We start from the raw sequence: 20,163 nt of genomic DNA, 5'->3' as shown, positions 1-20,163 counted from the left end.
TCCGGAAAGGGCGTCAGGGCGCCGCGAGCAGGGGGGGACGGCGACCGGGAAGCCGTGTGTTGCCGAGCACGGCGACGGGCGCCACGCCCAGCAGCGTCGTCAGGTCCTGCCCGGAGCGCAGGCGCATGTCCAGGCGTTCCCGCACGAAGATCGAGAACAGGGCCAGCACGAAGCCGATCACTGCGGCGGCCGCGCCGATCAGCGGCAGCTTGGGCCAGCTGGGCAGCAGCGGCCTGGCCGCGGCCTTGAGGATGGAGATGTTGCGGCGGGTTCCGCCGCTTTCGAGCGCGGCCTGGCTCGAGCGCGTGAGGACGGCGTCGTACGCGCGCTGCGCGCTCTCGACCTCGCGCTCGAGCACGCCGGCCTGGTCGCGCAGCGAGGTGATGGCCAGCACGCGGGCGCGCTGCTGGTTCAGTGCCGACTTCGCCTGCGCCAGCCGTTCGCCGGCGACGCGGTCCTCGGTGGCGACCGTCGCCTTGACCCGCCCGGCGGCGGCACCGATGCGCGACTGCTGCTCCGCGATGCCGTCACGCAGCTCGATCACGAACGGATGCTGGTCGCCGTAGCGCGTCTGCAACTCGGCCAGCCGCGTCTTCTGCCGCGACAGCTCCGAGGTGAGCGCGGCGACGACGGGGTCCCGCAGCACCTCCTCCATGCCGGCCTGGCCGCTGCGCGATTGCCGCTGGCGGCTCGAGGCCGAGGCCGACATCGCCTCCAGCGCGACCACCTGCGAATTGAGCTCCGCCAGGTGCAGCATCTCGGTGTCGAGGCTGCCGCTGGCCACCAGGCTGTTCTGCTGCTGGAACCTGGCCCGCTTCTGCTGCGCCGCTTCCAGGTTGGCGCGCAGCTTCCGGGCCGTGTCGGAGAACGAGTTGGCGTACTCCCTGGCCGGTTCCTGCCGCAGCTCCAGGGAGACGTCCAGGTACGCCTGCGCGAAGGCGTTCGCGACCGCGGCGGCGGTGCTCGGATAGGCCGACGTGTACGACAGCGTGAGCACATTGGCGTCCCGCGCGGAGCGGATGTCCAGCTGGGCGAGGAGCTGCTCGGAGAGCCAGACCAGGAAGTCGCCGCTGCCCTTGGTCTTGCGCTGCCACAGGTCGCGCCAGCCAGCCTGCTCATCCAGCCGGAGCAGCTGGATGGCGCGCCGCGCGACCCGCTCGCTGCGGATCACCTCGATCTCGGTGGGCAGCGGATTGAGCGGTTGCGCCACCAGACCGGCGCTGGTGTCCTGCGGCTTGGCGTCCACCAGCAGCGTGCTGCTGGCGCTGTACTTCCAGCCACCGAGCGTGGTCGCCGCCAGGATGGCGCCCACGACGGCGACCCACACGAGGGTGCCCAGACGCCAACGCGCCCGCAGCACCTGCAACAGCCATCGCACCTGCATCTCAGTCTCCTGCCCTGGCCGCGCGGGCCCGGAAGGGGACCGCCCCGGCATGCACCATGCCCATGTCAAAACGCCCTGCGATCACCGATCAGCAGCAGGACGGCCGTCTTCCAGATGATCAGCAGGTCCAGGGCGATGCTCCAGGACTTCAGGTACTGGAGGTCGAACTCGGTGCGCTTGCGCATGGCGTCGAGGTCGTCGCCGCCCCGGTGGCCATTGATCTGCGCCCAGCCCGTGATCCCCGGCTTGACCTTGTGGCGGACCATGTAGCCGGGGATGAGCTTGCGGAACTGCTCGTTGACCGCGAGCGGATGCGGCCGCGGACCCACGATGCTCATCGTGCCGGCCAGCACGTTCAGGAATTGCGGCAACTCGTCCAGCGAGGTCTTGCGCAGGAACCGGCCGAGCGGGGTGACGCGGTCGTCGCCGCGCGTGACCTGCCGGTAGTTGCGGTCGCCGTCCTCGGTGACGCGCATCGTGCGGAACTTCCAGACCCAGATCTCGCGGCCATCCAGGCCGAACCGCCGCTGCTTGAAAATGGCCGGCCCGCGCGAGCTCACGCGGATCAGCAACGCGATCACGACCATCAGCGGCAGCAGCAGCGGGAGCGCGGCCGCGGTCAGCAGCACGTCGAGCAAGCGCTTGAGGAAGCTGGAGACGCCGTGCAGCGGCGTATCGCACACCGCCAGCGTCGGCACGCCGCCGACGAGGCGGACGCTGCCCTGGATGACGTCGGCCAGGAAGATGTCGGGCACGAAGCAGACGGACGCCGTGGTGTCCTGCAGCTCGCGCAGCAGCCCCAGCACGCGCGGCTGCGGCGACATCGGCAGCGAGATGTAGATCACCGAGATCCGGTTGCGCTTGGCGAACTCCCCCAGGTCGCAGAAGCGGCCCAGGAGCCTGACGTTGCGCGCCAGCGGGGCGCCGCGCGCGGGCGCACGGTCGTCGAAATAGCCGAGCAGCTGCTGGCCCTCTTTCTCGCCCTCGGCGGATTCGAGGATCGTGCCGAGGCGCAGCGCGACGGCATTGACGCCCACGATCACGGCGCCCTGCCGCCGATACAGTCGCGCGATGCGTGGCGCCGCCCAGGCCGACAGGCGATGCACCGCCAGCAGGGCCGTCAACGCAGTGACCGTCCAGATCGCGATGACCAGCGGATCGAACAGCGGACCGGCGCGGTACAGCACGCGGCCTGCCACCGTGCCGAGCGCGACCAGGAAAGTCATGATGAACGCCCAACGCAGCACGAGGCGCAGCACGACTTCCACGCCGAAGGTGCGGAACGGCACGGTGCCCGGGAAGGCCAGCAACGCGACGACGAGGATCACGATCAGGTCGCGCTCCTGCACCGGGTGCCCCAGCGCCATGAGCACCGCGACATAGCTGAGGATCACGACGAATGGATCGGCCAGCGACAACGCCATCCGTGGTGGGTCCGCCGTCATCGCCATGCTGAAGCGCGCTTCGTGCACCTCGGATTGCATTGAGTGAACCTTCCGCCTTGTTGTTCGTCGGGTTCATTCTTGCTGGCGACTCAACGCTGGCAATAGCAGGTTGCTCCCACGGATCGCTGGCGCGCCGCAGCCATCGCCTGGGCCTGCTGTCCTAGGACACGTCGGAAAGGCGTGCGCTCGTCGGTGGCGATGCGCGCCGGCGCCGTTTGCGGCGCCAGAAGCGACAGGAGCCGCCCTCCACGCTGCGTGGAGGGCGGCTCCGGATGGAGTCGACGAGTTCGGGGCCGGCGCGCCGGCCCCCGGGTCACTTGTCTCTTCTTATTGCGTGGAGACGTTCACCGAAGCGCGTCCGACATTGCCTGCCGCGTCCGTGGCCTGCACGTTCACCGCGCCGCTCCAGCGGCGGCCGGCCGGCAGCTGGATCTGGCACTGGTACGGCGCCTGGTTCGTCGTGCACGCCAGGTTGGTGTTCAGGTAGAAGCTCACCTGCTTGACGGCGACGTTGTCGGTGGCGCTCGCGCTCACGGTGATGGTGGAGCGGCGGGCGAACGTGGACCCGTTGGCGGGGCTGGTGATGGTGACGGCCGGCGCCTGGGTGTCGGCCGTGGTGCCGGTTCCCGTGGTCGTTCCGCTCGTGGTGCCGCTGGTGGTGCCGCTGGTCGTGCCCGAGGTGGTGCCACTGGTCGTGCCGCTGGTCGTCCCGGTGCTGGTGCTGGTCGTCGGCGACTGCATCGCCGTGATCTCCGCGTCGGTCAGCAGGCCGCGCTTGGTGATCTCGTAGCGCTCGGCCGCGGTCAGGGTGCCGCCGGTGAACGCCGTCACGAGGTAGAGCTGGACCTTCGGCGTGTTCAGGTCGTACATCAGGCCGAACATGTTCTCGGGCGCCGCCTTGCTGGGCTCGTCCTGCAGCTCGTAGAAGTGCAGCGTCTCCATGTTGATGATCGTCTGGCTGCGCAGGTCCTTCAGGTGCCTGGTGAGCGCCTTCAGGCAGTTCTCGCTCGTCGTCGAGCCGGTCGTGTTGACGTAGCCGCCGGCATACATCTCGCCGCAGTTGAACTCGTTCAGGTGCAGCGGACGGCCGAACAGGGACAGCTGGTACAGCGGGCCACCCGTGCCGTACCACGTGTCGTTGAGCAGGCTGCCGTTGGTCACGCTCGGGTAGATGTGGTAGCCGGTCACGTCCCACTTCACGCCTTGCTGCTGCATGAAGGAGAAGAAGCCGAAGTCACGGCCGACGCCACCCAGGATCACGCGGCCGTTGGCGGCATGCACCGCGTTCGACATGCCGCGCAGGATCGCCGCCAGGGTGGCGTAGCAGGGCTTGTTCTGGTACGGCGTCGTGCTGGTGCCGGCGCTGTTGAACGGCACTTCCCTGAGGGTCTCCGGCCGCAGCTGGGTTTCGTTCAGGATCTCGAAGTCGGTGACGAGGTCACGCATCTTGTTGACCATCGCCAGCGTCTGGTTGTAGGCGTCGGTCTCCACGAACGACAGGTTCGGGTTGCAGGAGTTGTCCCACTGGTAGGAGTTCTGCAACACGAGCTCGGCATAGCCGCCGTTGGCCTTGACCTTGCTGATCTGGTCGCGCAGCATGGTCTGGTCGTCCGTGTAGATCATGTCCAGCCGGACGGTCTTGAAGTTGCGGCTCTTCATGATGCCGGCGACCTGGGCATTGGCTGCACTGCCGCGGTGGTTGTTGATGCCGTAGTCGAAGGCCGAGGCCTGCGTCGTCACGGCCATCGCCATCAGGCCTGCGAGAAATGTCTGTTGCGCTCTGTTCATACCGATCCGGGTTGGGGGGGTGGAGAGGCTGAGCTGCAATCGAGCTCAGCCGTCGAGGCCCGGATGGTAGGTAGCCGATGAGCTATCGGGCTACTGATCTGTAAGCTGTTGTTGAGTCAGGAATGGCCGGGCAGGACCGGATTCCGCCGCGCTAGCTGGACAGTCGGCGCATGCACCGCAGAGCTGCTGTTACGCTGGGTTGCGACCACGACCGTTGGTGTCACCGCATGGTGAAACCAGCCCCCGAAAGGGCATGAAATCGGGCGGCGTGACTGGGGATTCGCGATCCGACCCGTCGTCCCGCGGTCAGAGCGTCCAGTTCTGCGGACCGCGACTGGCGATCTTGGCGGCACCGACGCGGTTACCGAGCTCGGCGCAGCGGGCGAGCGGCCACCCCTGCTCCAGGCCATGGAGCAGCGCGCCGCGCCAGGCGTCGCCGCACCCGGTGGGGTCGACCACCGCGGCGGCCTGCACCGCGGGCACGTGCGTCTTCTCGCCGTCGGTCCACACCTCGCAGCCCTCGGCACCGAGCGTGACCACCAGCCCACGCACCTTGCGCGAGATCTCGGCCGCGGACCAGCCGGTGCGCTCGGTGAGCATCTTGCCCTCGTAGTCGTTGACCGTGACCCAGGTCGACTGCTCGACGAAGGCGGCCAGCTCGCGGCCGTCGAACATCGGCAGGCCCTGGCCGGGATCGAAGACGAACGGGATGCCCGCGGCATGGAACTGCTCGGCGTGCTGCAGCATGGCGTCGCGGCCGTCCGGCGAGATGATCCCCAGCTTGATGTCGCTGCGCGGCTCAATGCGCGTGACGTGCGCCTGCATCATCGCGCCCGGATGGAAGGCGGTGATCTGGTTGTTGTCCCGGTCCGTCATGATCATCGCCTGCGCCGTGTAGCTGTCCTCGACCTGGCGGACGAACTCGGTGCTGATGCCCAGGCTGCCCATCCGCTCCAGGTAGCTGGTGCCGTCGGTGCCCAGCGTGGCCATCGGCAGCGGCTCGCCGCCCAGCAGCTTGAGCGCGTACGCGATGTTGCCCGCGCAGCCGCCGAAGTCGCGGCGCAGCCCCGGCACCAGGAACGACACGTTCAGGATGTGGAGCTGGTCGGGCAGGATCTGCTGCGCGAAGCGGCCCTCGAAATTCATGATGGTGTCGAACGCGAGGGATCCGCAGATGACGGCTGCCATGGTCTTGGAATGGGTGAAGTCAGGGATAGAAGGCCAGCAGGCGGTAGCCCGCCACGCGGCCCGGGGTGGCGCCGGCATTGACGGCCAGCGCCAGTGACGCGGACCAGTCGCTCGTGGCCGGGATGGTTTCGGCGGTGGCGCCGAGTTCGCGCGGCAGGATCACGCGCCGCAGCACCGGCTGGTCCTGCGCGTCGGTGAGCGTGAGCTCCACGGCCGGCACCGCGACCGGTTGCGGCGCCTGGTTCTTCAAGGTAAGCGTCAGGCGGTAGGTGTCCTGACGCAGGCGCGTGAAGCCGCTGCTGTCGATGACGATCGCCTCGATGCGGCGCGGCGCGCCGAGCTGGCAACCGAGCGGCGCGCACAGGCGTTGCAGCGCCGGCCGCCATTCGGGGTGCAGTGCCGCGAGCCGGTCCCGGTCGTGCACCGCGACCTGCGCGGCCAGCAGGGCGGCCAGCCCGATGACCAGCAGCAGCAGCGCGACGCGCACCAGCGGCCGGCGCCAGAGCGCCTTGCGGCGCGCCTCGCGCACGAACGTCACATCGTCCAGCTCCGGAGCGTCCAGGCGCAGCGGTCCGTCGTCGTCGTCGTCGTCATCGTCGTCGTCGTCGAACCGGGGCGGCCGCGAGGCGGCCACTTCCGAGCGCACCGAATCGACGGGGGATGGATAGGAGAGCAGGTCGTCCAGGTCCACCTCGGGGGCGGCCGGCGCCGGGGCGGGAACCGAGGCGGGTTCCTCGCGGCGCAGCAGCATCGACAGCGGCGGCTCCGCCAGTGCCCCCTGCCCCGGCGCCGACGCTTCGACGTCCGGCTCGGATTCGGGCTGGTCCTGGGGGACGGTGGTCGGCGGCGCCGACAGCGGCGGTTCGGCCTGCGGCGCCGCGGACGGCTGCGGCTCGGCCAGCGGGGATGCGCCCTCCGGTGCATCGAGCGCGTTTCCGGCTTGCAGGTGCGAGGCCGCGTCGAAGACTTCCGAGCAGTGGCCGCACCGCACCCAGCCGTCGGAGATCTTCAGCTGGTCGGGCACCACCCTGAACAGGGTGCCGCAGGCCGGGCACCCGGTGATCATGCTCATGGGCCCGGGATTGTAGAAGGCGCGCCTCAGCGCGTCGCCGTCATCAGGATCCAGCCGTCCTCGCGGTCGCTGATGTCCAGGCGCACGAACGGCGCATAGGCCTCCTGCAACTCGGCGGCCTGGCGCTCCAGGATGCCGGCCAGCACGAGGTGGCCGCCCGACGCGACATGCGCGCAAAGCAGCGGGGCGAGCACCTTCAGGGGCGTCGCCAGGATGTTGGCCAGCACGGTCTGGTACTCGCCCCGCGCGAGCTCCGGCAGGCCGGCTTGCAGGGCAACGCCATTGGCGGCGGCGTTGTCCCGCGTGGCCCGCACGGCGGCCTCGTCGATGTCGACGGCGTCCACGGTGGCCGCGCCGTACTTGGCCGCACCGATGGCCAGGATGCCGGAGCCGCATCCGTAGTCGAGCACCCGCTGGCCGGCCAGGCCATGGGTGGCGATCCAGCGCAGGCACATGCGGGTGGTGGGGTGCGTGCCGGTGCCGAAGGCGAGCCCGGGATCCAGCCGGATCACCTGGCGGGCCTGCGCCGGCGGCTCGTGCCAGGTCGGCACGATCCAGAACTCGGGCGTGACCTCCACCGGCGCGAACTGCGACTGCGTCAGGCGCACCCAGTCCTGGTCGGGCACCTGCTCGATCCCGAGCACCTGCCCGCCGGCGAAGAAGTCCTGCGCCTGCAGCAGCGTGGCGGCCTCGGCCGCCGCTTCGCGCTGCATGAACAGCGCCAGCACGCGCGAGCGCTGCCAGCCTTCCTTGGGCGGGGGCAGGCCGGGCTCGCCGAAGAGCGCCTGCTCGGCGTCGGTCTGTGCGTCGGCGTCCTCCACCGACACGCTCAGCGCGTCCAGGGCTTCGAGCGCCTCACCGACGGTTTCGACCTGGTCCTCGGCGACCAGCAGGCGCAACTCGAACATGCCGCAGGGTTTTCAGCGCTTGTGCTGCGACAGCCACTGCTCGAGGTAGTGGATGTTGGTGCCGCCGTCCATGAACTTGGCGTCCACCATCAGCTCGCGGTGCAGCGGGATGTTGGTGTTGATGCCTTCGACCACCGTCTCCAGCAGCGCGGTGCGCATGCGGGCCAGCGCCTGTTCGCGCGTGTCGCCGTGCACGATGATCTTGCCGATCATCGAGTCGTAGTTGGGCGGCACGAAGTAGTTGTTGTAGACGTGCGAGTCCACGCGCACCCCCGGGCCGCCGGGCGCGTGCCACAGCGTGATGCGCCCCGGCGAGGGAACGAACTTGTACGGGTCCTCGGCGTTGATCCGGCACTCGATGGCATGGCCGCGCAGCTGGATGTCGCGCTGCGTGAACGGCAGCTTCTCGCCGGCCGCCACCAGGATTTGCGTCTTGACGATGTCGATGCCGGTGACCAGTTCCGTGACCGGATGCTCGACCTGCACGCGCGTGTTCATCTCGATGAAATAGAACTCGCCGTCCTCGTAGAGGAACTCGAACGTGCCGGCGCCGCGGTAGCCGATCTTCTTGCAGGCGGCGGCGCAGCGCTCGCCGATGCGCTCGATCAGCTTGCGCGGAATGCCCGGCGCCGGCGCTTCCTCGATGATCTTCTGGTGGCGCCGCTGCATGGAGCAGTCGCGCTCGCCCAGGTAGACCGCGTTGCGGTGCTTGTCGGCGAGGATCTGGATCTCGATGTGGCGCGGGTTCTGGAGGAACTTCTCCATGTACACCGCCGGATTGCCGAAGGCGGCGCCGGCCTCGGCCTTGGTCATCTGCACGGCATTGATCAGGGCCGCCTCGGTGTGCACCACCCGCATGCCGCGGCCGCCGCCGCCGCCGGCGGCCTTGATGATCACCGGGTAGCCGACGGCGCGCGCGGTGCGCCGGATCATCGCCGGGTCGTCGGGCAACTCGCCCTCGGAGCCGGGCACGCACGGCACGCCCGCCTTGATCATGGCCTGCTTGGCCGAGACCTTGTCGCCCATGATGCGGATCGACTCGGGCGTGGGGCCGATGAACTGGAAGCCGCTCTTTTCCACCCGCTCGGCGAAGTCGGCGTTCTCGGACAGGAAGCCGTAGCCGGGATGGATCGCCTCGGCGTCGGTCACTTCGGCCGCCGAGATGATGGCCGGCATGTTGAGGTAGCTCTGCGGCGACGGGGCGGGCCCGATGCACACCGCTTCCTCCGCCAGCTTGACGTACTTGGCCTCGCGGTCCGCCTCGGAATAGACCATCACGGCCTTGATGCCGAGCTCGCGGCAGGCGCGCTGGACACGGAGGGCGATCTCGCCGCGGTTGGCGATCAGGATCTTCTTGAACATGAGTGAGCGCTTACCGGATCGTCACTCGATGATGAACAGCGGTTGGCCGTACTCCACCGCCTGGCCGTTCTCGCACAGGATCTTGCTGATCGTGCCGCTCTTGTCGGCCTCGATCTCGTTGAGGATCTTCATCGCCTCGATGATGCAGACCGTCTCGCCTTCCTTGACCTGGGTGCCGATCTCCACGAACGGCTTGGCCCCAGGACTGGACGCGCGGTAGAACGTGCCGACCATGGGCGATTTGACGGCGTGGCCAACCGGCGCCTCGGGCGCCGCTGCGGCGACAGGCGCCGCGGTGGGCACGCCGGCGGCGGGGGCCGGCGCCACCAGGGTCGCCGGAGCCGGCGCCAGCTGCTGCACCATCGGCACGCCGCCCTTGACGATCCGGACCTTGCCTTCGGCTTCGGTGATTTCGAGTTCGGAGACGTTCGATTCCGACACCAGGTCGATCAGCGTCTTGAGTTTGCGCAAGTCCATGAAGGCTCCAGCGTCCTGTGACAAAGTTCGCGAATGTACCGCAAAAAGACGCTAAATGTAATTTTCTGCGGGCAACTACTTCGAATTCGCGATCGAAGCGCGGCAGGCGGAGCCTGCGGAGACGGCCTCAGGCCGGCGACGCCCACCCCTGCAGGTCGGCCGTCGTCAACCGACCCATTCTACGCTCCCGCAGGCTGCCGTCGGCCCGCAGGACCACCGTGAATGGCAGTCCCCCACCGGCATTGCCGAGCGACTTGCTCAATTCCGTGCCCTCCAGGCCCGCCAGGCCGATCGGATAACTGACCGGGGTGCGCGCCAGGAAGCGCTGCACGGCACTGGGTTGATCGATGGCGAGGCCGACGACTTGCCAGCCATTGGCCGCATGTTGGCGCGCGAACGCGTCCAGAAGAGGCATCTCTTCCACGCAAGGTGGACACCACGTGGCCCAGAAATTCACCAGCAGCGGTTTGCCGCGGAGGCTGGCCATGGCCAGCTCGGTGCCCGACGGCGTAGCGAACCGCAGGTCCCAGAACCCCCGCAACGCCGCCGGATCGGCGTCCGACGGCCGCAGCATCCACCAGGCGGCGCCCATGCCGGCGAGGCCCGCCGCCGCCCCCACGCCCAGGGTCAGCAGCCGCCGGCGCGAAGTGGCTTCCTTTGTCGTCGTTTCGGTCATCGTCTCTCGATCATGCTTGCGCCGCAAGCAGCGCCGCCACCGCGGCGGCGTCGCCGCGCGGCGTGCGGCCCCGGGCATCGGGCTTGAGTGCGCCACGAAGGTCGTCGTGGTCGTGGATCAGCAGGTGCACCCCCACCTGCTCGCCCAGGCCGGGACAGAAGCTGGAGATGCTCAGCGCCTCCACCGGCTGGCCCTGGAAACCGGTGACGGTGCGCGGCTCGTAATCCACGCCCTTGTCGATCAGCATGATCTCGGCCGACTTCGGATCGTCGCAGAACAGCTGCAGGTAGATGTCGGACAACCGCGTGGCGGTGCCGTGCCAGACGGCGCCCGCCAGGTGGGGCCGGAATTCGGCCAGGCGCTCCATCCAGGTGAGCGCGTGCCGGCGCAGCGCGGCCAGCTCGGCCGGCTGGGTGTCCGCGCAGAACAGGTCGATGTACTCGCGCACGGCTGCCTCGACCGCCTCGTTGTCCGGCAGGGCCGCGCGCGCCGGCAGGCCCAGCTGCTTGACGGCGCGCCGCTTGGCCGGGCCGTACTCGAGGCCCTCCTCCACCACCATCCGCGCGGCCGCCGCGGCGATCTCGGTCTGGGCACTGTCCATGGGGCCGCGATTGTGCACCTGCGGACGCGCCGCCCCTGCCGGCGCCGGCTGGCCACCGGGGCCGGCACGGATAATCGGCCGATGCACATCCACATCCTGGGGATCTGCGGCACCTTCATGGGAGGTGTCGCGGCCCTGGCCCGGGAAGCCGGGCATACCGTCACCGGCTGCGACGCCGGCGTGTATCCCCCGATGAGCGACCAGCTGCGCAGCCTCGGCATCGAGCTCGTGGAAGGCTACGGCGCCGACCAGATGGGCCTGCGGCCGGACGTCTGGGTCGTCGGCAACGTCGTCTCGCGGGCCCGCCAGCCGGACGGCTCGCCCCGCTACCCGCTGATGGAAGCGATCCTGGACGCCGGCGCCCGCTACACCAGCGGGCCGCAATGGCTGGCCGAGAACGTGCTGCAGGGCCGCCATGTGCTGGCCGTCGCGGGCACCCACGGCAAGACGACGACCACGTCGATGCTGGCGTGGATCCTGGAGCAGGCCGGCCTGGCCCCGGGCTTCCTCGTGGGCGGCGTGCCGCTGAACTTCGGCCGCTCGGCCCGCCTGGGCACGGGCTCGTGCTTCGTGATCGAAGCGGACGAGTACGACACGGCGTTCTTCGACAAGCGCAGCAAGTTCGTCCATTACCGCCCGCGCACCGCGGTGCTGAACAACCTCGAGTTCGACCACGCGGACATCTTCGACGACCTGGCGGCCATCGAGCGCCAGTTCCACCACCTGGTGCGCACGGTGCCGTCGACCGGCCGCGTCGTGGTCAACGGCCTGGAGGAAAGCCTGGCCCGGGTGCTGCACCAGGGCTGCTGGAGCGAGGTGCGCTCCTTCGGCGCGGCGGTGAGCGACTACACGGCCGAGGGCGACCCGGGTGCGTTCGACGTGCTGCTGCGCGGCCGGCACGTGGGCCGCGTGGCGTGGGACCTCAGCGGCACCCACAACCAGCTCAATGCGCTGGCGGCCATCGCCGCCGCCGACCACCTGGGCGTCAGCGGCGAACAGGCCGGCCAGGCACTGGCGTCCTTCCAGAACGTCAAGCGCCGCATGGAGCTGCGCGGCCAGGCCGGCGGCGTGCAGGTGTACGACGACTTCGCCCACCATCCCACCGCGATCCGCACCACGCTGGACGGGCTGCGGCGCAAGCTGGGCGCGGACGGCGGCCGCATCCTGGCGGTGTTCGAGCCGCGCAGCAACACGATGAAGCTGGGCGCGATGAAGGCACAGCTGCCCTGGAGCCTGGAGCAGGCGGACCTGGCCATCTGCCACGCAGGCGGCCTGGGCTGGGACGCGCACGAGGCGCTGGCGCCGCTGGGCGCGAAGGCGCAGGTGGCCGACACGATCGACGACGCCGTGCGGCAGGTGGCCGCGGCAGCGCGGCCCGGCGACCACGTGGTCTGCATGAGCAACGGCGGCTTCGGCGGCATCCACGCCCGCCTGCTGCAGGCCCTGGAGGCCGGGGCGCGCTAGACGCCGAAGTACCAGCGCACCGAGTGGAAGAAGATCGGTGCGGCGAAGCACAGCGCATCGACCCGGTCGAGCAGGCCGTTGGCGCCCGTGACCGACGCCCGGTGCCCCCAGGCGGGCACGCCGCGATCGCGCTTGAGCGCCTTCATCACCAGGTGGCCCAGCGAGCCCGCGCCGCAGGCGATGAACGCCATCGCCACCGCCTGCTCCGGCTCGAAGGGCGTGATGAAGGACAGCGCCCCGCCCACCAGGCTGCCCACCGCCATGCCCAGCGACCAGCAATACCAGTTGAAGCTGCGGCTCACCTCGGGGACGCTGGGCGGGCGTTTCAGGCGGCGCGTGAGCACGTGCTGCACCACCATGCAGGTCTGCACCACGAACACCAGGAAGAACACGAGGAATGCGCTCTTGCCGGTGAAGTTGCGGTGGCTGAAGTCCAGCAGCATCAGGGCGGGCACGTGGCTCATGCCGTAGATGCACACCACGATGCCCCACTGCAGCTTGGCGTTGCGCTCCAGGAACCGCTGCGTGTCGCCGCCCAGCGCGCTTGCCAGCGGCAGGGCCAGGAACACGTACACCGGGATGAAGACGGTGAACAGGTCGAAGTGCCGCGTCGCGGCCAGCCAGAACTGCACCGGCAGCACGACGAAGAACGCCAGCACCAGGCTGCGGTGGTCGGCGCGGCGCGTGGGCGACAGGGTGATGAACTCGCGCAGGGCGAAGAACGCGATCACCGCGAACAGCACGGTCGCCACCGTGTCGCCCGCGACCCAGGCGATCCAGAAGGTCGCGACCATCACCCACGAGGTGCCCAGCAGCTGGCGGAAATCGCGCAGCTCCTCGTGCCACGCGGGGTCCTGCGCGCGGCCACGCGTGCGGAACGTCAGCAGGAAGGCGGTGACGCTGATCACCACCAGCAGGCCGAAGACCAGGAAGAACAGCGCCGCCACCTGCTGGGTGGGCGTGAGGTTGCGCAGGGTCTCGTTCATGGCCGGCGGTCACACATGGCGCAGCGCGATCACCGCTTCGCGGGCGCGCTGCAGGAAGGCATGCCGGTCCTCGCCCGGTTGCAGGGCGATCGGCGCGCCGAAGGTGACCGAACAGAGGATCGGCACCGGCACGACTTCGCCCTTGGGCATGACGCGCTGCACGTTGTCGATCCACGCGGGCACCAGCACCACGTGCGGGAACCGCACCGCCAGGTTGTACAGGCCGGCCTTGAACGGCTGCGGCTCCTCGGCGTGGCCGCGGGTGCCCTCCGGGAACAGGATGATCGAGTCGCCGTTCTGCAGCGCCTGCGCCAGCGGCTCCAGCGGGTCCTGCTCGCCCGTACGGGCCCGGTCCACGTACACCGCGTTGAAGACCGCGGTGGTGATCCATTCGCGAAACCGCGAACGCGTCCAGTAGTCCCGGGCGGCGATCGGCCGCGTGATGCTGCGCAATTCGCTCGGCAGGGCCGCCCAGATCATCACCAGGTCGGCGTGGCTCTGGTGGTTGGCGAAGTAGATCCGCTGCTCCGCCTTCGGCGGGCATCCGTACCAGCGGGCCTGGGCGCCGGTCAGCACCCGCACGAGCCCCAGCAGAAACAGGCTCATCGCCTTGGCCAGCATGCGGGCGATGATAGGCCACCGCTGGGCCAGGGCGGCCACAACTGCTTGCGGCTGATGCGTGCGGCCACCCCTGCGGACGCGGCGGCTGCCTATGCTGTGCCGATGCGCCGATTCCGACTGCCGGCGACGGCGGCCGCGCTCGCCGCCGCCCTGGTGACCCTCCCGGCGGCCGCCGACGACGCGTTCGACGCCGTCGCGCAAGCCCGGCGGCATTGCGCGGCCTCGGCGCCGCCGCTGCGGCCGCATCCGCAACTGGCCGAAGCAGCGTCCCGCCTGGCGCGTGGCACGGCGCTCGCGCCGGCGCTGCAGGCGAGCGGGTACCGTGCCAAGCGCGGCGTCGAGTGGCGCCTGTCGGGCTACCGGTCGCCCCGGGAGGTGACGCAGGCGCTGGTGCGCGGCCACTGCCGCGAACTCGGCGGCGCCGACCTGGTGGAGGCGGGCGTGCATCGCAGCGGCAGCTCCTGGTGGATCGTCGCGGCGGCGCCGTTCGATCCGCCACCGCAGGCCGACGCCCAGGACGTCGCGGCGCAGTTGCTCGCCCTGGTGAACCGCGCCCGGGCACAGCCGCGCCGGTGCGGCGGCCGGCCGTTCGCCGCCGCTGGTCCGCTCACCCTCGATGCCCGGCTCACGCGCGCGGCGGCCACGCACGCCGAATCCATGGCCCGCGGTAGCTACCTGGAGCACGAGGGGCGCGACGGCAGCACGCCCGCGCAGCGCGCCACGCGGGCCGGCTACGACTGGCGCAGCGTCGGCGAGAACATCGCGATGGGCCAGACGTCGCCGGACCTGGTGGTGCGGGACTGGCTGTCCAGCCCCGAGCACTGCGCCAACATCATGGAGCCGCGCTTCACCCAGATGGGCGTCGCCTTCGTGGTCGACAGGACGAGCGAAGGCGGGATCTACTGGGCGCAGGAATTCGGGCGGCCGCGCTGAACGATCAGGGCAGTTCGGCGTTGCGCATCCGCGCCACGATGGTCTGCGACCGGTGGGCCAGGTACCCGGAATTGGGCACCTTCTCGAAGTAGCGTGGGCGCGGCAGCATCACCGCCAGCCGCGCCGCCTCGTAGGCCGTCAGCTGGCTGGCGTGCTTGCGCCAGTAGTGCTGCGCAGCGGCCTCGGCGCCGAAGACGCCCTCGCCCCACTCCACGCTGTTCAGGTAGATCTCCAGGATGCGCTGCTTGGACAGCATGCGCTCGAGCGTGAACGTGAGCACGACCTCCTGCCCCTTGCGCAGCAGCGTGCGCTCGCCCGACAGCAGCAGGTTCTTGGCCAGCTGCTGCGTGATGGTGGAGCCGCCCACGATCTTGGGCGCCCGGGCATCGGGGCGGAAGTGCGCGCGGCGCGCGGCCAGCTCCTGCGCCTTGGCGTTCTTCTCCCACGCCTTCTCGATCGCCTCCCAGTCGATGCCGTCGTGGTTGACGAAGTCGTCGTCCTCGGAGGCGATCACCGCGCGCTTGAGGTTGTCCGAGATCCGGTCGTAGGGCACCCACTCCTGGCGCCACCGCAGCCGCCCCTTCTCGGTGGCGATGCGAAACGCCTCGGAGCGCTGGAAGCTCGTGGACTGCGGATCGACCACCGCCGCCGTGGCGATGCGAAGGACGAAGAACAGCTCCAGCGCCAGGCCTGCCAGCACGAGAAGCAGCAGCCAGCGCAGCACGGCCCTCAAGCTGCCGCTCCCGCCAGGTGGGCCCTCAGTTCAGCCAGCACCCGGGCCGCGGGCGGTCGCACGCCGCGCCAGACCCGGAAGGATTCGGCCGCCTGCTCCACCAGCATGCCCAGCCCGTCGCGCCCCTGCGCACCGCGCGCGGCCGCCCAGGCGAGGAACGGTTCGGCCGCGGCGCCGTACATCATGTCGTAGGCCAGCGTGCCCGGCCCCACCGCGCTCTCGGGCACCGGCACCTGGCCGCCGGCGAGACTCGCCGCCGTCGCATTGACGACGACATCGAACGGCGAGTGCACGCCGTCCAGCGCCACGGGCGCCAGGCGCACGGCATTCGCCTGCGCCGTGGCGGCATGGCGCTCGACCAGCGCGCGTGCCTTGTCCAGCGTGCGGTTGGCCACCACCACCTCGGCCACGCCCGCCTCGAGCAGCGGGCCGAGCACGCCCGCGCCCGCGCCGCCCGCGCCGACCAGCAGCACGCGCCGGCCCGCCAGTGCAACCGCCGCATTGGCCTCGATGTCGCGCACCAGCCCCACGCCGTCGGTGTTGTCGCCGAAGATCCGCGGCCCGTCGAAGCGCAGCGTGTTGCACGCGCCCGCCAGCCGCGCGCGTTCGCTCAGCGTGTCGGCGAGCGATGCCGCCTCGAACTTGAAGGGCAGCGTGACATTGCAGCCACGCCCGCCGGCGTCACGGAAGCCGCGGACCGCGTCGGCAAAGCCGTCCAGCGGCGCGAGCAGCCGCTCGTAGCGCAGGGCCTGGCCCGTGAGTTCGGCGAAGCGGGCATGGATCCACGGCGACCGGCTGTGTTCGACCGGGTGGCCCACGACGCAATAGCGGTCGTCCGTCATCGGCTGGTGAGCTTGGTCTCGAGCGTCTCGTCGCGGGTGAACTTGAACCGGGACACCACCACGATCTGGTCGGCGCGCCGGCGCATCGCGTCGCTGAAGCGGCCGAACGGTCCGGAGGCGCGCGCAATCGTCTGCGCCCGCCGGTCCAGGGTGGGGTTGCCGGAGCTCTCCACGACTTCGGTGTCCAGGATGCGGCCGTCGAAATTGACGGTCACGATCATGGTGAGCTCGCCGTACAGCTTGCGGCCGGCGAGTTCGGGGAAATTCTGCGTGCCGCGGTCCTCGATCCTGCGGCGCAGCGCGTCGTAGTAGACCGCATACACCTCCTCGCGCGTGGCGGGGCTGATGTAGCGCTTCTTCGGGCGCGCGTTCTCCTCGTTGATGCGGCGCTCGATCTCGGCCAGCAGGCGCACCAGCTGGCGGCGCTTCTGCTCGCGCTGCTGCGACTCGGGGCTGTTGCTCGGGCGGCTCGGGTCGGGCGGCGGCATGGCGGCGAGCATCTGCCGCACCTGCGCCAGCATCAGCATCTGCTGGTCCTGCATCGCCTCGATCCGGCGCTGCGAGTCCTCCGCTTCGTCGCCCACCGCCGTCAGCGCCGACGGCGGCAGCGGCGAGGTGGCGCGCCCCTTGGCGGCCTCACCGCCGCCGGCCAGCGACGCCTGCGCGATGGCCTGGGCCTTGTCCGGCCGCTCGGTGCTGCGGGCGTTGACCAGCACCACTTCGAGCGGGGTGTCCTGGAAGACGCGGTTGAAGCCCTCGGGGTCGACCAGCCGGACGGTCAGCAGCGCGGCATGCACCGCGACCGAGACGCCCAATGCGATCTGCAGGGTGCTGAGGGACTTCAGGTTCACGACGGCGGATTATCCGCCGCATTGTCGGGTTCGCCGCCTTCCGTGACGTCGACGGCGATGGCGATCGGGCCCGCCACGGGCTCTTCGTCCTCGCCGGTGTCGTCTTCCGCCGACACCCCGGGCGTTCCATCCAGCCGTTCGACGACCGTGCCGGACACTTCGAGCGTGATGTCGTCGATCTCGCCCAGCCGCACCCGCACCTGTCTGCCGCGCGGCAGTCCCTCGGTCCCCAGCACCGGCAGCACCAGCGGCAGGTTGTCCGCGCGCACCAGTCCCTCGCGGAACACACTGCCCACCAGTTCCTGCACGTCGTGCTGGCGCAGGTAGCGCAGCGTCCAGAAGCGCTCCATCGCCGCCTGGTAGCCGTTGTAGGCGGTGTACGCCGAGTCGAAGCTCGAGATGACGGAGAACAGGTCGGCGTCCTTGGGCTTGAAGGGCGCGGCCAGGGCGGCGGTGCGGCCGTGCCGGGCCGCCGCGATGATCTGCCACTGGTTCACCAGGTCGGTGTAGCGGCGCAGCGGCGAGGTGCTCCACGCGTAGCACTTGACGCCGATGCCCGCGTGCGGCCCCGCCTTGGTCCCCATGCGCACCTTGACCCCGGGCGCCAGGCTCGACTGGCTGCGGTAGATGCCGGGCACGCCCAGCTCGGCCAGCCACTGGCCCCAGGTGCTGTTGGCCAGGATCATCGCCTCGGCCACCATCAGGTCGAGCGGGGCGCCGCGCCGGCGCACGGTGATCTCCACCTGCTCGGCGCCGCCCGGCTCGCTGCCGTCGTGGCCGACCAGCCGGAACGTGTAGTCCGGCCGGTTGAAGGTCTCGGGCTTGCCGCGCACGACCTCGCGCTGCGCCTTGAGCTTCTGCGCGAAGCGCCAGATGAACGACAGCGGCGCCTGCAGCGAGGCCGCGGGCTCCGGCACGCCATCGGCGGTGCCGCCCTCGAGCCACTCCTGCGTGATGAAGGCATCGAGCCGGTCGTGCCGCAGGTTGGCCACGATCGGCACCCGCTCCAGCCGCGTGCTGGTCTCGCGGATCTCGAGCGTCGCCTCGTCCAGCGCCACGTAGAGCGACACGGCCGGGCAGTCGCGCCCTTCCTGCAGCGTGTAGGCCTGCACCACGTCGTCCGGCAGCATCGTGATCTTGTGGCCGGGCATGTAGACCGTCGACAGGCGCTGGCGCGCCACCTGGTCGACGGCCGAGCCGGGCTGCAGCGCCAGCCCCGGGGCCGCGATGTGGATGCCCAGCGTCACCGTGCCGCTGCCCAGCCCCTGCACCGACAGCGCGTCGTCGATCTCGGTGGTGTGCGAGTCGTCGATCGAAAAGGCCTGGGCCGACGAGACGGGCAGGTCGCCCGCGATGGCGGGCGCGGTGAGCGGCGGAAAGCCGGTGCCCTTGGGGAAGTACTCGAACAGGAACCGCTTCCAGTGGAACTGGTAGGGCGAGTCGATGGCGCCGGCATGCTGCAGCAGCGCCAGCGGCGCGGTATGCGTGTGGCGCGACGCCTCGACGACGGCCTTGTACTCCGGCGCGTTCTTGTCCGGCTTGAACAGGATGCGGAACAGCTGCTCGCGGATCGGCGCCGGGCACCGGCCGGCGGCCAGTTCGGCGGCCCAGTCGGTGATCTGCTGCTGCACCAGCTTCTTCTTCTCGATCGCCGCCAGGGCCTGTTGCACGATCTCGGCCGGCGCCTTGCGGAACCGGCCCTTGCCCGCGCGGCGGAAGTAGTGCGGCGCCTCGAACAGGCGGAACAGCATCGCCGCCTGCTGCTCCAGGGGCGCCTTGTCGCTGAAATAGTCACGCGCCAGGTCGGCGAAGCCGAATTCCTCCTCGGGCGCGAATTCCCAGGCGAGGTCCAGCTCGATCTCCCGGGCCTGGGCCTGGGCGGCGGCAATCAGCTCCGCCGGCTGGGGCTTCTCGAACCGCAACAGGATGTTGGCCGCCTTGACCTTGACCCGCTTGCCGGACTCCAGCTCCACCTGCGCCGACGCCTCGGCGTCGGCCAGCACCCGACCGGCCTGGAACTTGCCGGCCTCTTCGAACAATGCATACATCGGTGGGATTTTCCCACGCGACCTCAGCGCGACAGCTGCAGGAAGTCCAGCACCTCGCCGAGGTGGTCGTCGAAATCCGACAACGCGTGGTCACCGCCCTCCAGCAGCCGGATGCGCGCGCCGGCGTAGCGCGCGGCCATCTCGCGCCAGTCGAGCACCTCGTCGCCCTTGGCGATGACGGCGAAAAAGCGGCCAGGATCGCGCAGCGGGCCGGTCTCCAGCGCGCGCAGCTCGTCGACGTAGCGCGGCTCGAAGAAGAACCGCTGCGACGGATCGTGCCAGGCCGCGTGCTCGCCGATGTGGCGCGCCAGGTCGCGCGCGGCATGCACGGCGGGGTTGAGCACGACGGCCTTGCAGCCCCTTTGCTGCGCCACGTGCGTGGCGTAGAAGCCGCCCAGCGAGGAGCCGATCACCGCCATCGCATCGGACGGCCAGCCGGCGATGCCGGCCAGCACCTCGCGCATGGCCTGCGCGGGCGACGCCGGCAGCTGCGGGCACCACCACGTCACGCCCGGGTGGTCGCGCGCGACCCGGGCGGCCACCTGGCGGGCCTTGGCCGACTGCGGCGAGGAGCGGAACCCGTGGAGGTACAGCAGGTGCGTGGTGGCGGTCACCGCGCGATGGTGGCAGAAAAAAAAGAAGCCCCGCCGGCGATGCCAGCGGGGCGCAACGGCCAGGCAGGTGTGCCGACCCACCCGGGCCGTGAACCGTGGGCGGCTGCCCTCGGTCGCTGGAGCTTCCCTCTTTCTCCCTCCTCCGGAGCCGCGAAGGTAAGCCAGGACGG

At 70.3% G+C, this 20,163-nt stretch carries 19 protein-coding genes; 2 read left to right on the top strand and 17 right to left on the bottom strand.

What is annotated here, in order from left to right; all coding sequences use genetic code 11:
* Nucleotides 1–13: 13 nt before the first annotated feature.
* The 10 genes from AC3ANR_RS05040 to AC3ANR_RS04995 form a co-directional block, all read right to left on the bottom strand.
* Nucleotides 14–1,384 carry a GNVR domain-containing protein gene (locus tag AC3ANR_RS05040; protein ID WP_488290782.1) on the bottom strand — a complete coding sequence of 457 codons (1,371 nt, stop codon included), beginning with the start codon at nt 1,382–1,384 and terminating at the stop codon, nt 14–16.
* A 65-nt stretch (nt 1,385–1,449) separates the two neighbouring features.
* Nucleotides 1,450–2,868, bottom strand: a complete 1,419-nt coding sequence (locus tag AC3ANR_RS05035) for an undecaprenyl-phosphate glucose phosphotransferase (RefSeq protein WP_488290781.1) — start codon at nt 2,866–2,868, stop codon at nt 1,450–1,452.
* A gap of 288 nt (nt 2,869–3,156) precedes the next feature.
* Entirely contained in the window at nt 3,157–4,617 is a 1,461-nt protein-coding gene (locus AC3ANR_RS05030; RefSeq protein ID WP_488290780.1) for an Ig-like domain-containing protein, read from the bottom strand.
* Nucleotides 4,618–4,923: 306 nt separating this feature from the next.
* On the bottom strand, nt 4,924–5,805 hold the full coding sequence (locus AC3ANR_RS05025; protein WP_488290779.1) for a carbohydrate kinase family protein: 882 nt from the start codon (nt 5,803–5,805) through the stop codon (nt 4,924–4,926).
* A gap of 19 nt (nt 5,806–5,824) precedes the next feature.
* Complete coding sequence (locus AC3ANR_RS05020; RefSeq protein WP_488290778.1) at nt 5,825–6,877, bottom strand: DUF3426 domain-containing protein; 1,053 nt, start codon at nt 6,875–6,877, stop codon at nt 5,825–5,827.
* 26 nt (nt 6,878–6,903) lie between these two features.
* Entirely contained in the window at nt 6,904–7,785 is an 882-nt protein-coding gene (gene prmA / locus AC3ANR_RS05015) for a 50S ribosomal protein L11 methyltransferase (RefSeq protein ID WP_488290777.1), read from the bottom strand.
* Nucleotides 7,786–7,797: 12 nt separating this feature from the next.
* Nucleotides 7,798–9,147, bottom strand: a complete 1,350-nt coding sequence (gene accC / locus AC3ANR_RS05010) for an acetyl-CoA carboxylase biotin carboxylase subunit (RefSeq protein WP_488290776.1) — start codon at nt 9,145–9,147, stop codon at nt 7,798–7,800.
* Between the two features lie 21 nt (nt 9,148–9,168).
* Nucleotides 9,169–9,624 carry an acetyl-CoA carboxylase biotin carboxyl carrier protein gene (gene accB, locus AC3ANR_RS05005; protein ID WP_488290775.1) on the bottom strand — a complete coding sequence of 152 codons (456 nt, stop codon included), beginning with the start codon at nt 9,622–9,624 and terminating at the stop codon, nt 9,169–9,171.
* A gap of 127 nt (nt 9,625–9,751) precedes the next feature.
* Nucleotides 9,752–10,300, bottom strand: a complete 549-nt coding sequence (locus tag AC3ANR_RS05000) for a TlpA disulfide reductase family protein (RefSeq protein WP_488290774.1) — start codon at nt 10,298–10,300, stop codon at nt 9,752–9,754.
* 10 nt (nt 10,301–10,310) lie between these two features.
* A complete protein-coding gene (locus AC3ANR_RS04995; RefSeq protein WP_488290773.1) occupies nt 10,311–10,901 on the bottom strand; it encodes a hypothetical protein in 591 nt (196 codons plus the stop codon).
* 81 nt (nt 10,902–10,982) lie between these two features.
* On the opposite strand from AC3ANR_RS04995, the gene mpl reads away from it, so the two are divergent.
* Entirely contained in the window at nt 10,983–12,365 is a 1,383-nt protein-coding gene (gene mpl, locus AC3ANR_RS04990; protein ID WP_488290772.1) for a UDP-N-acetylmuramate:L-alanyl-gamma-D-glutamyl-meso-diaminopimelate ligase, read from the top strand.
* On the opposite strand, the gene AC3ANR_RS04985 is transcribed toward mpl, so the two are convergent.
* Nucleotides 12,362–13,351, bottom strand: coding sequence for a phosphatidate cytidylyltransferase (locus AC3ANR_RS04985; RefSeq protein WP_488290771.1), 990 nt, complete (start codon nt 13,349–13,351; stop codon nt 12,362–12,364). The genes mpl and AC3ANR_RS04985 overlap by 4 nt on opposite strands.
* 9 nt (nt 13,352–13,360) lie before the next feature.
* Nucleotides 13,361–13,972, bottom strand: a complete 612-nt coding sequence (locus AC3ANR_RS04980; protein WP_488290770.1) for a lysophospholipid acyltransferase family protein — start codon at nt 13,970–13,972, stop codon at nt 13,361–13,363.
* Nucleotides 13,973–14,074: 102 nt separating this feature from the next.
* Between AC3ANR_RS04980 and AC3ANR_RS04975 the strand changes: the two genes are divergently transcribed.
* Nucleotides 14,075–14,905: a CAP domain-containing protein gene (locus tag AC3ANR_RS04975; protein ID WP_488290769.1), complete on the top strand. Its 831-nt coding sequence runs from the start codon at nt 14,075–14,077 to the stop codon at nt 14,903–14,905.
* A gap of 4 nt (nt 14,906–14,909) precedes the next feature.
* On the opposite strand, the gene mtgA is transcribed toward AC3ANR_RS04975, so the two are convergent.
* From mtgA to AC3ANR_RS04950, 5 genes are read right to left on the bottom strand one after another with little or no spacing between them, the layout of a single operon-like run.
* Nucleotides 14,910–15,638 carry a monofunctional biosynthetic peptidoglycan transglycosylase gene (gene mtgA / locus AC3ANR_RS04970; RefSeq protein ID WP_488290768.1) on the bottom strand — a complete coding sequence of 243 codons (729 nt, stop codon included), beginning with the start codon at nt 15,636–15,638 and terminating at the stop codon, nt 14,910–14,912.
* Complete coding sequence (gene aroE / locus AC3ANR_RS04965; protein ID WP_488290767.1) at nt 15,635–16,480, bottom strand: shikimate dehydrogenase; 846 nt, start codon at nt 16,478–16,480, stop codon at nt 15,635–15,637. The genes mtgA and aroE overlap by 4 nt, the downstream gene beginning before the upstream one ends.
* Nucleotides 16,477–17,325, bottom strand: coding sequence for an energy transducer TonB (locus AC3ANR_RS04960; protein ID WP_488291753.1), 849 nt, complete (start codon nt 17,323–17,325; stop codon nt 16,477–16,479). Before AC3ANR_RS04960 ends, aroE begins: the two co-directional genes overlap by 4 nt.
* A 2-nt stretch (nt 17,326–17,327) precedes the next feature.
* Nucleotides 17,328–19,379 carry a ribonuclease catalytic domain-containing protein gene (locus AC3ANR_RS04955; protein ID WP_488290766.1) on the bottom strand — a complete coding sequence of 684 codons (2,052 nt, stop codon included), beginning with the start codon at nt 19,377–19,379 and terminating at the stop codon, nt 17,328–17,330.
* Between the two features lie 23 nt (nt 19,380–19,402).
* Nucleotides 19,403–19,993: a YqiA/YcfP family alpha/beta fold hydrolase gene (locus AC3ANR_RS04950; protein WP_488290765.1), complete on the bottom strand. Its 591-nt coding sequence runs from the start codon at nt 19,991–19,993 to the stop codon at nt 19,403–19,405.
* Between the last annotated feature and the right edge of the window lie 170 nt (nt 19,994–20,163).

Source organism: Ramlibacter sp. JJN2-2R, from assembly GCF_057747835.1.
The sequence above is the reverse complement of the archived record's forward strand: the minus strand, read 5'-3'. Positions and strand labels throughout refer to the sequence as shown.

Bases quoted from the DNA above. Each gene is read 5' to 3' on its own strand.
- AC3ANR_RS05040 (WP_488290782.1), bottom strand. From the start codon at position 1,384: ATGCAGGTGCGATGGCTGTTGCAGGTGCTGCGGGCGCGTTGGCGTCTG.
- AC3ANR_RS05035 (WP_488290781.1), bottom strand. From the start codon at position 2,868: ATGCAATCCGAGGTGCACGAAGCGCGCTTCAGCATGGCGATGACGGCG.
- AC3ANR_RS05030 (WP_488290780.1), bottom strand. From the start codon at position 4,617: ATGAACAGAGCGCAACAGACATTTCTCGCAGGCCTGATGGCGATGGCC.
- AC3ANR_RS05025 (WP_488290779.1), bottom strand. From the start codon at position 5,805: ATGGCAGCCGTCATCTGCGGATCCCTCGCGTTCGACACCATCATGAAT.
- AC3ANR_RS05020 (WP_488290778.1), bottom strand. From the start codon at position 6,877: ATGAGCATGATCACCGGGTGCCCGGCCTGCGGCACCCTGTTCAGGGTG.
- prmA (WP_488290777.1), bottom strand. From the start codon at position 7,785: ATGTTCGAGTTGCGCCTGCTGGTCGCCGAGGACCAGGTCGAAACCGTC.
- accC (WP_488290776.1), bottom strand. From the start codon at position 9,147: ATGTTCAAGAAGATCCTGATCGCCAACCGCGGCGAGATCGCCCTCCGT.
- accB (WP_488290775.1), bottom strand. From the start codon at position 9,624: ATGGACTTGCGCAAACTCAAGACGCTGATCGACCTGGTGTCGGAATCG.
- AC3ANR_RS05000 (WP_488290774.1), bottom strand. From the start codon at position 10,300: ATGACCGAAACGACGACAAAGGAAGCCACTTCGCGCCGGCGGCTGCTG.
- AC3ANR_RS04995 (WP_488290773.1), bottom strand. From the start codon at position 10,901: ATGGACAGTGCCCAGACCGAGATCGCCGCGGCGGCCGCGCGGATGGTG.
- mpl (WP_488290772.1), top strand. From the start codon at position 10,983: ATGCACATCCACATCCTGGGGATCTGCGGCACCTTCATGGGAGGTGTC.
- AC3ANR_RS04985 (WP_488290771.1), bottom strand. From the start codon at position 13,351: ATGAACGAGACCCTGCGCAACCTCACGCCCACCCAGCAGGTGGCGGCG.
- AC3ANR_RS04980 (WP_488290770.1), bottom strand. From the start codon at position 13,972: ATGCTGGCCAAGGCGATGAGCCTGTTTCTGCTGGGGCTCGTGCGGGTG.
- AC3ANR_RS04975 (WP_488290769.1), top strand. From the start codon at position 14,075: ATGCGCCGATTCCGACTGCCGGCGACGGCGGCCGCGCTCGCCGCCGCC.
- aroE (WP_488290767.1), bottom strand. From the start codon at position 16,480: ATGACGGACGACCGCTATTGCGTCGTGGGCCACCCGGTCGAACACAGC.
- AC3ANR_RS04955 (WP_488290766.1), bottom strand. From the start codon at position 19,379: ATGTATGCATTGTTCGAAGAGGCCGGCAAGTTCCAGGCCGGTCGGGTG.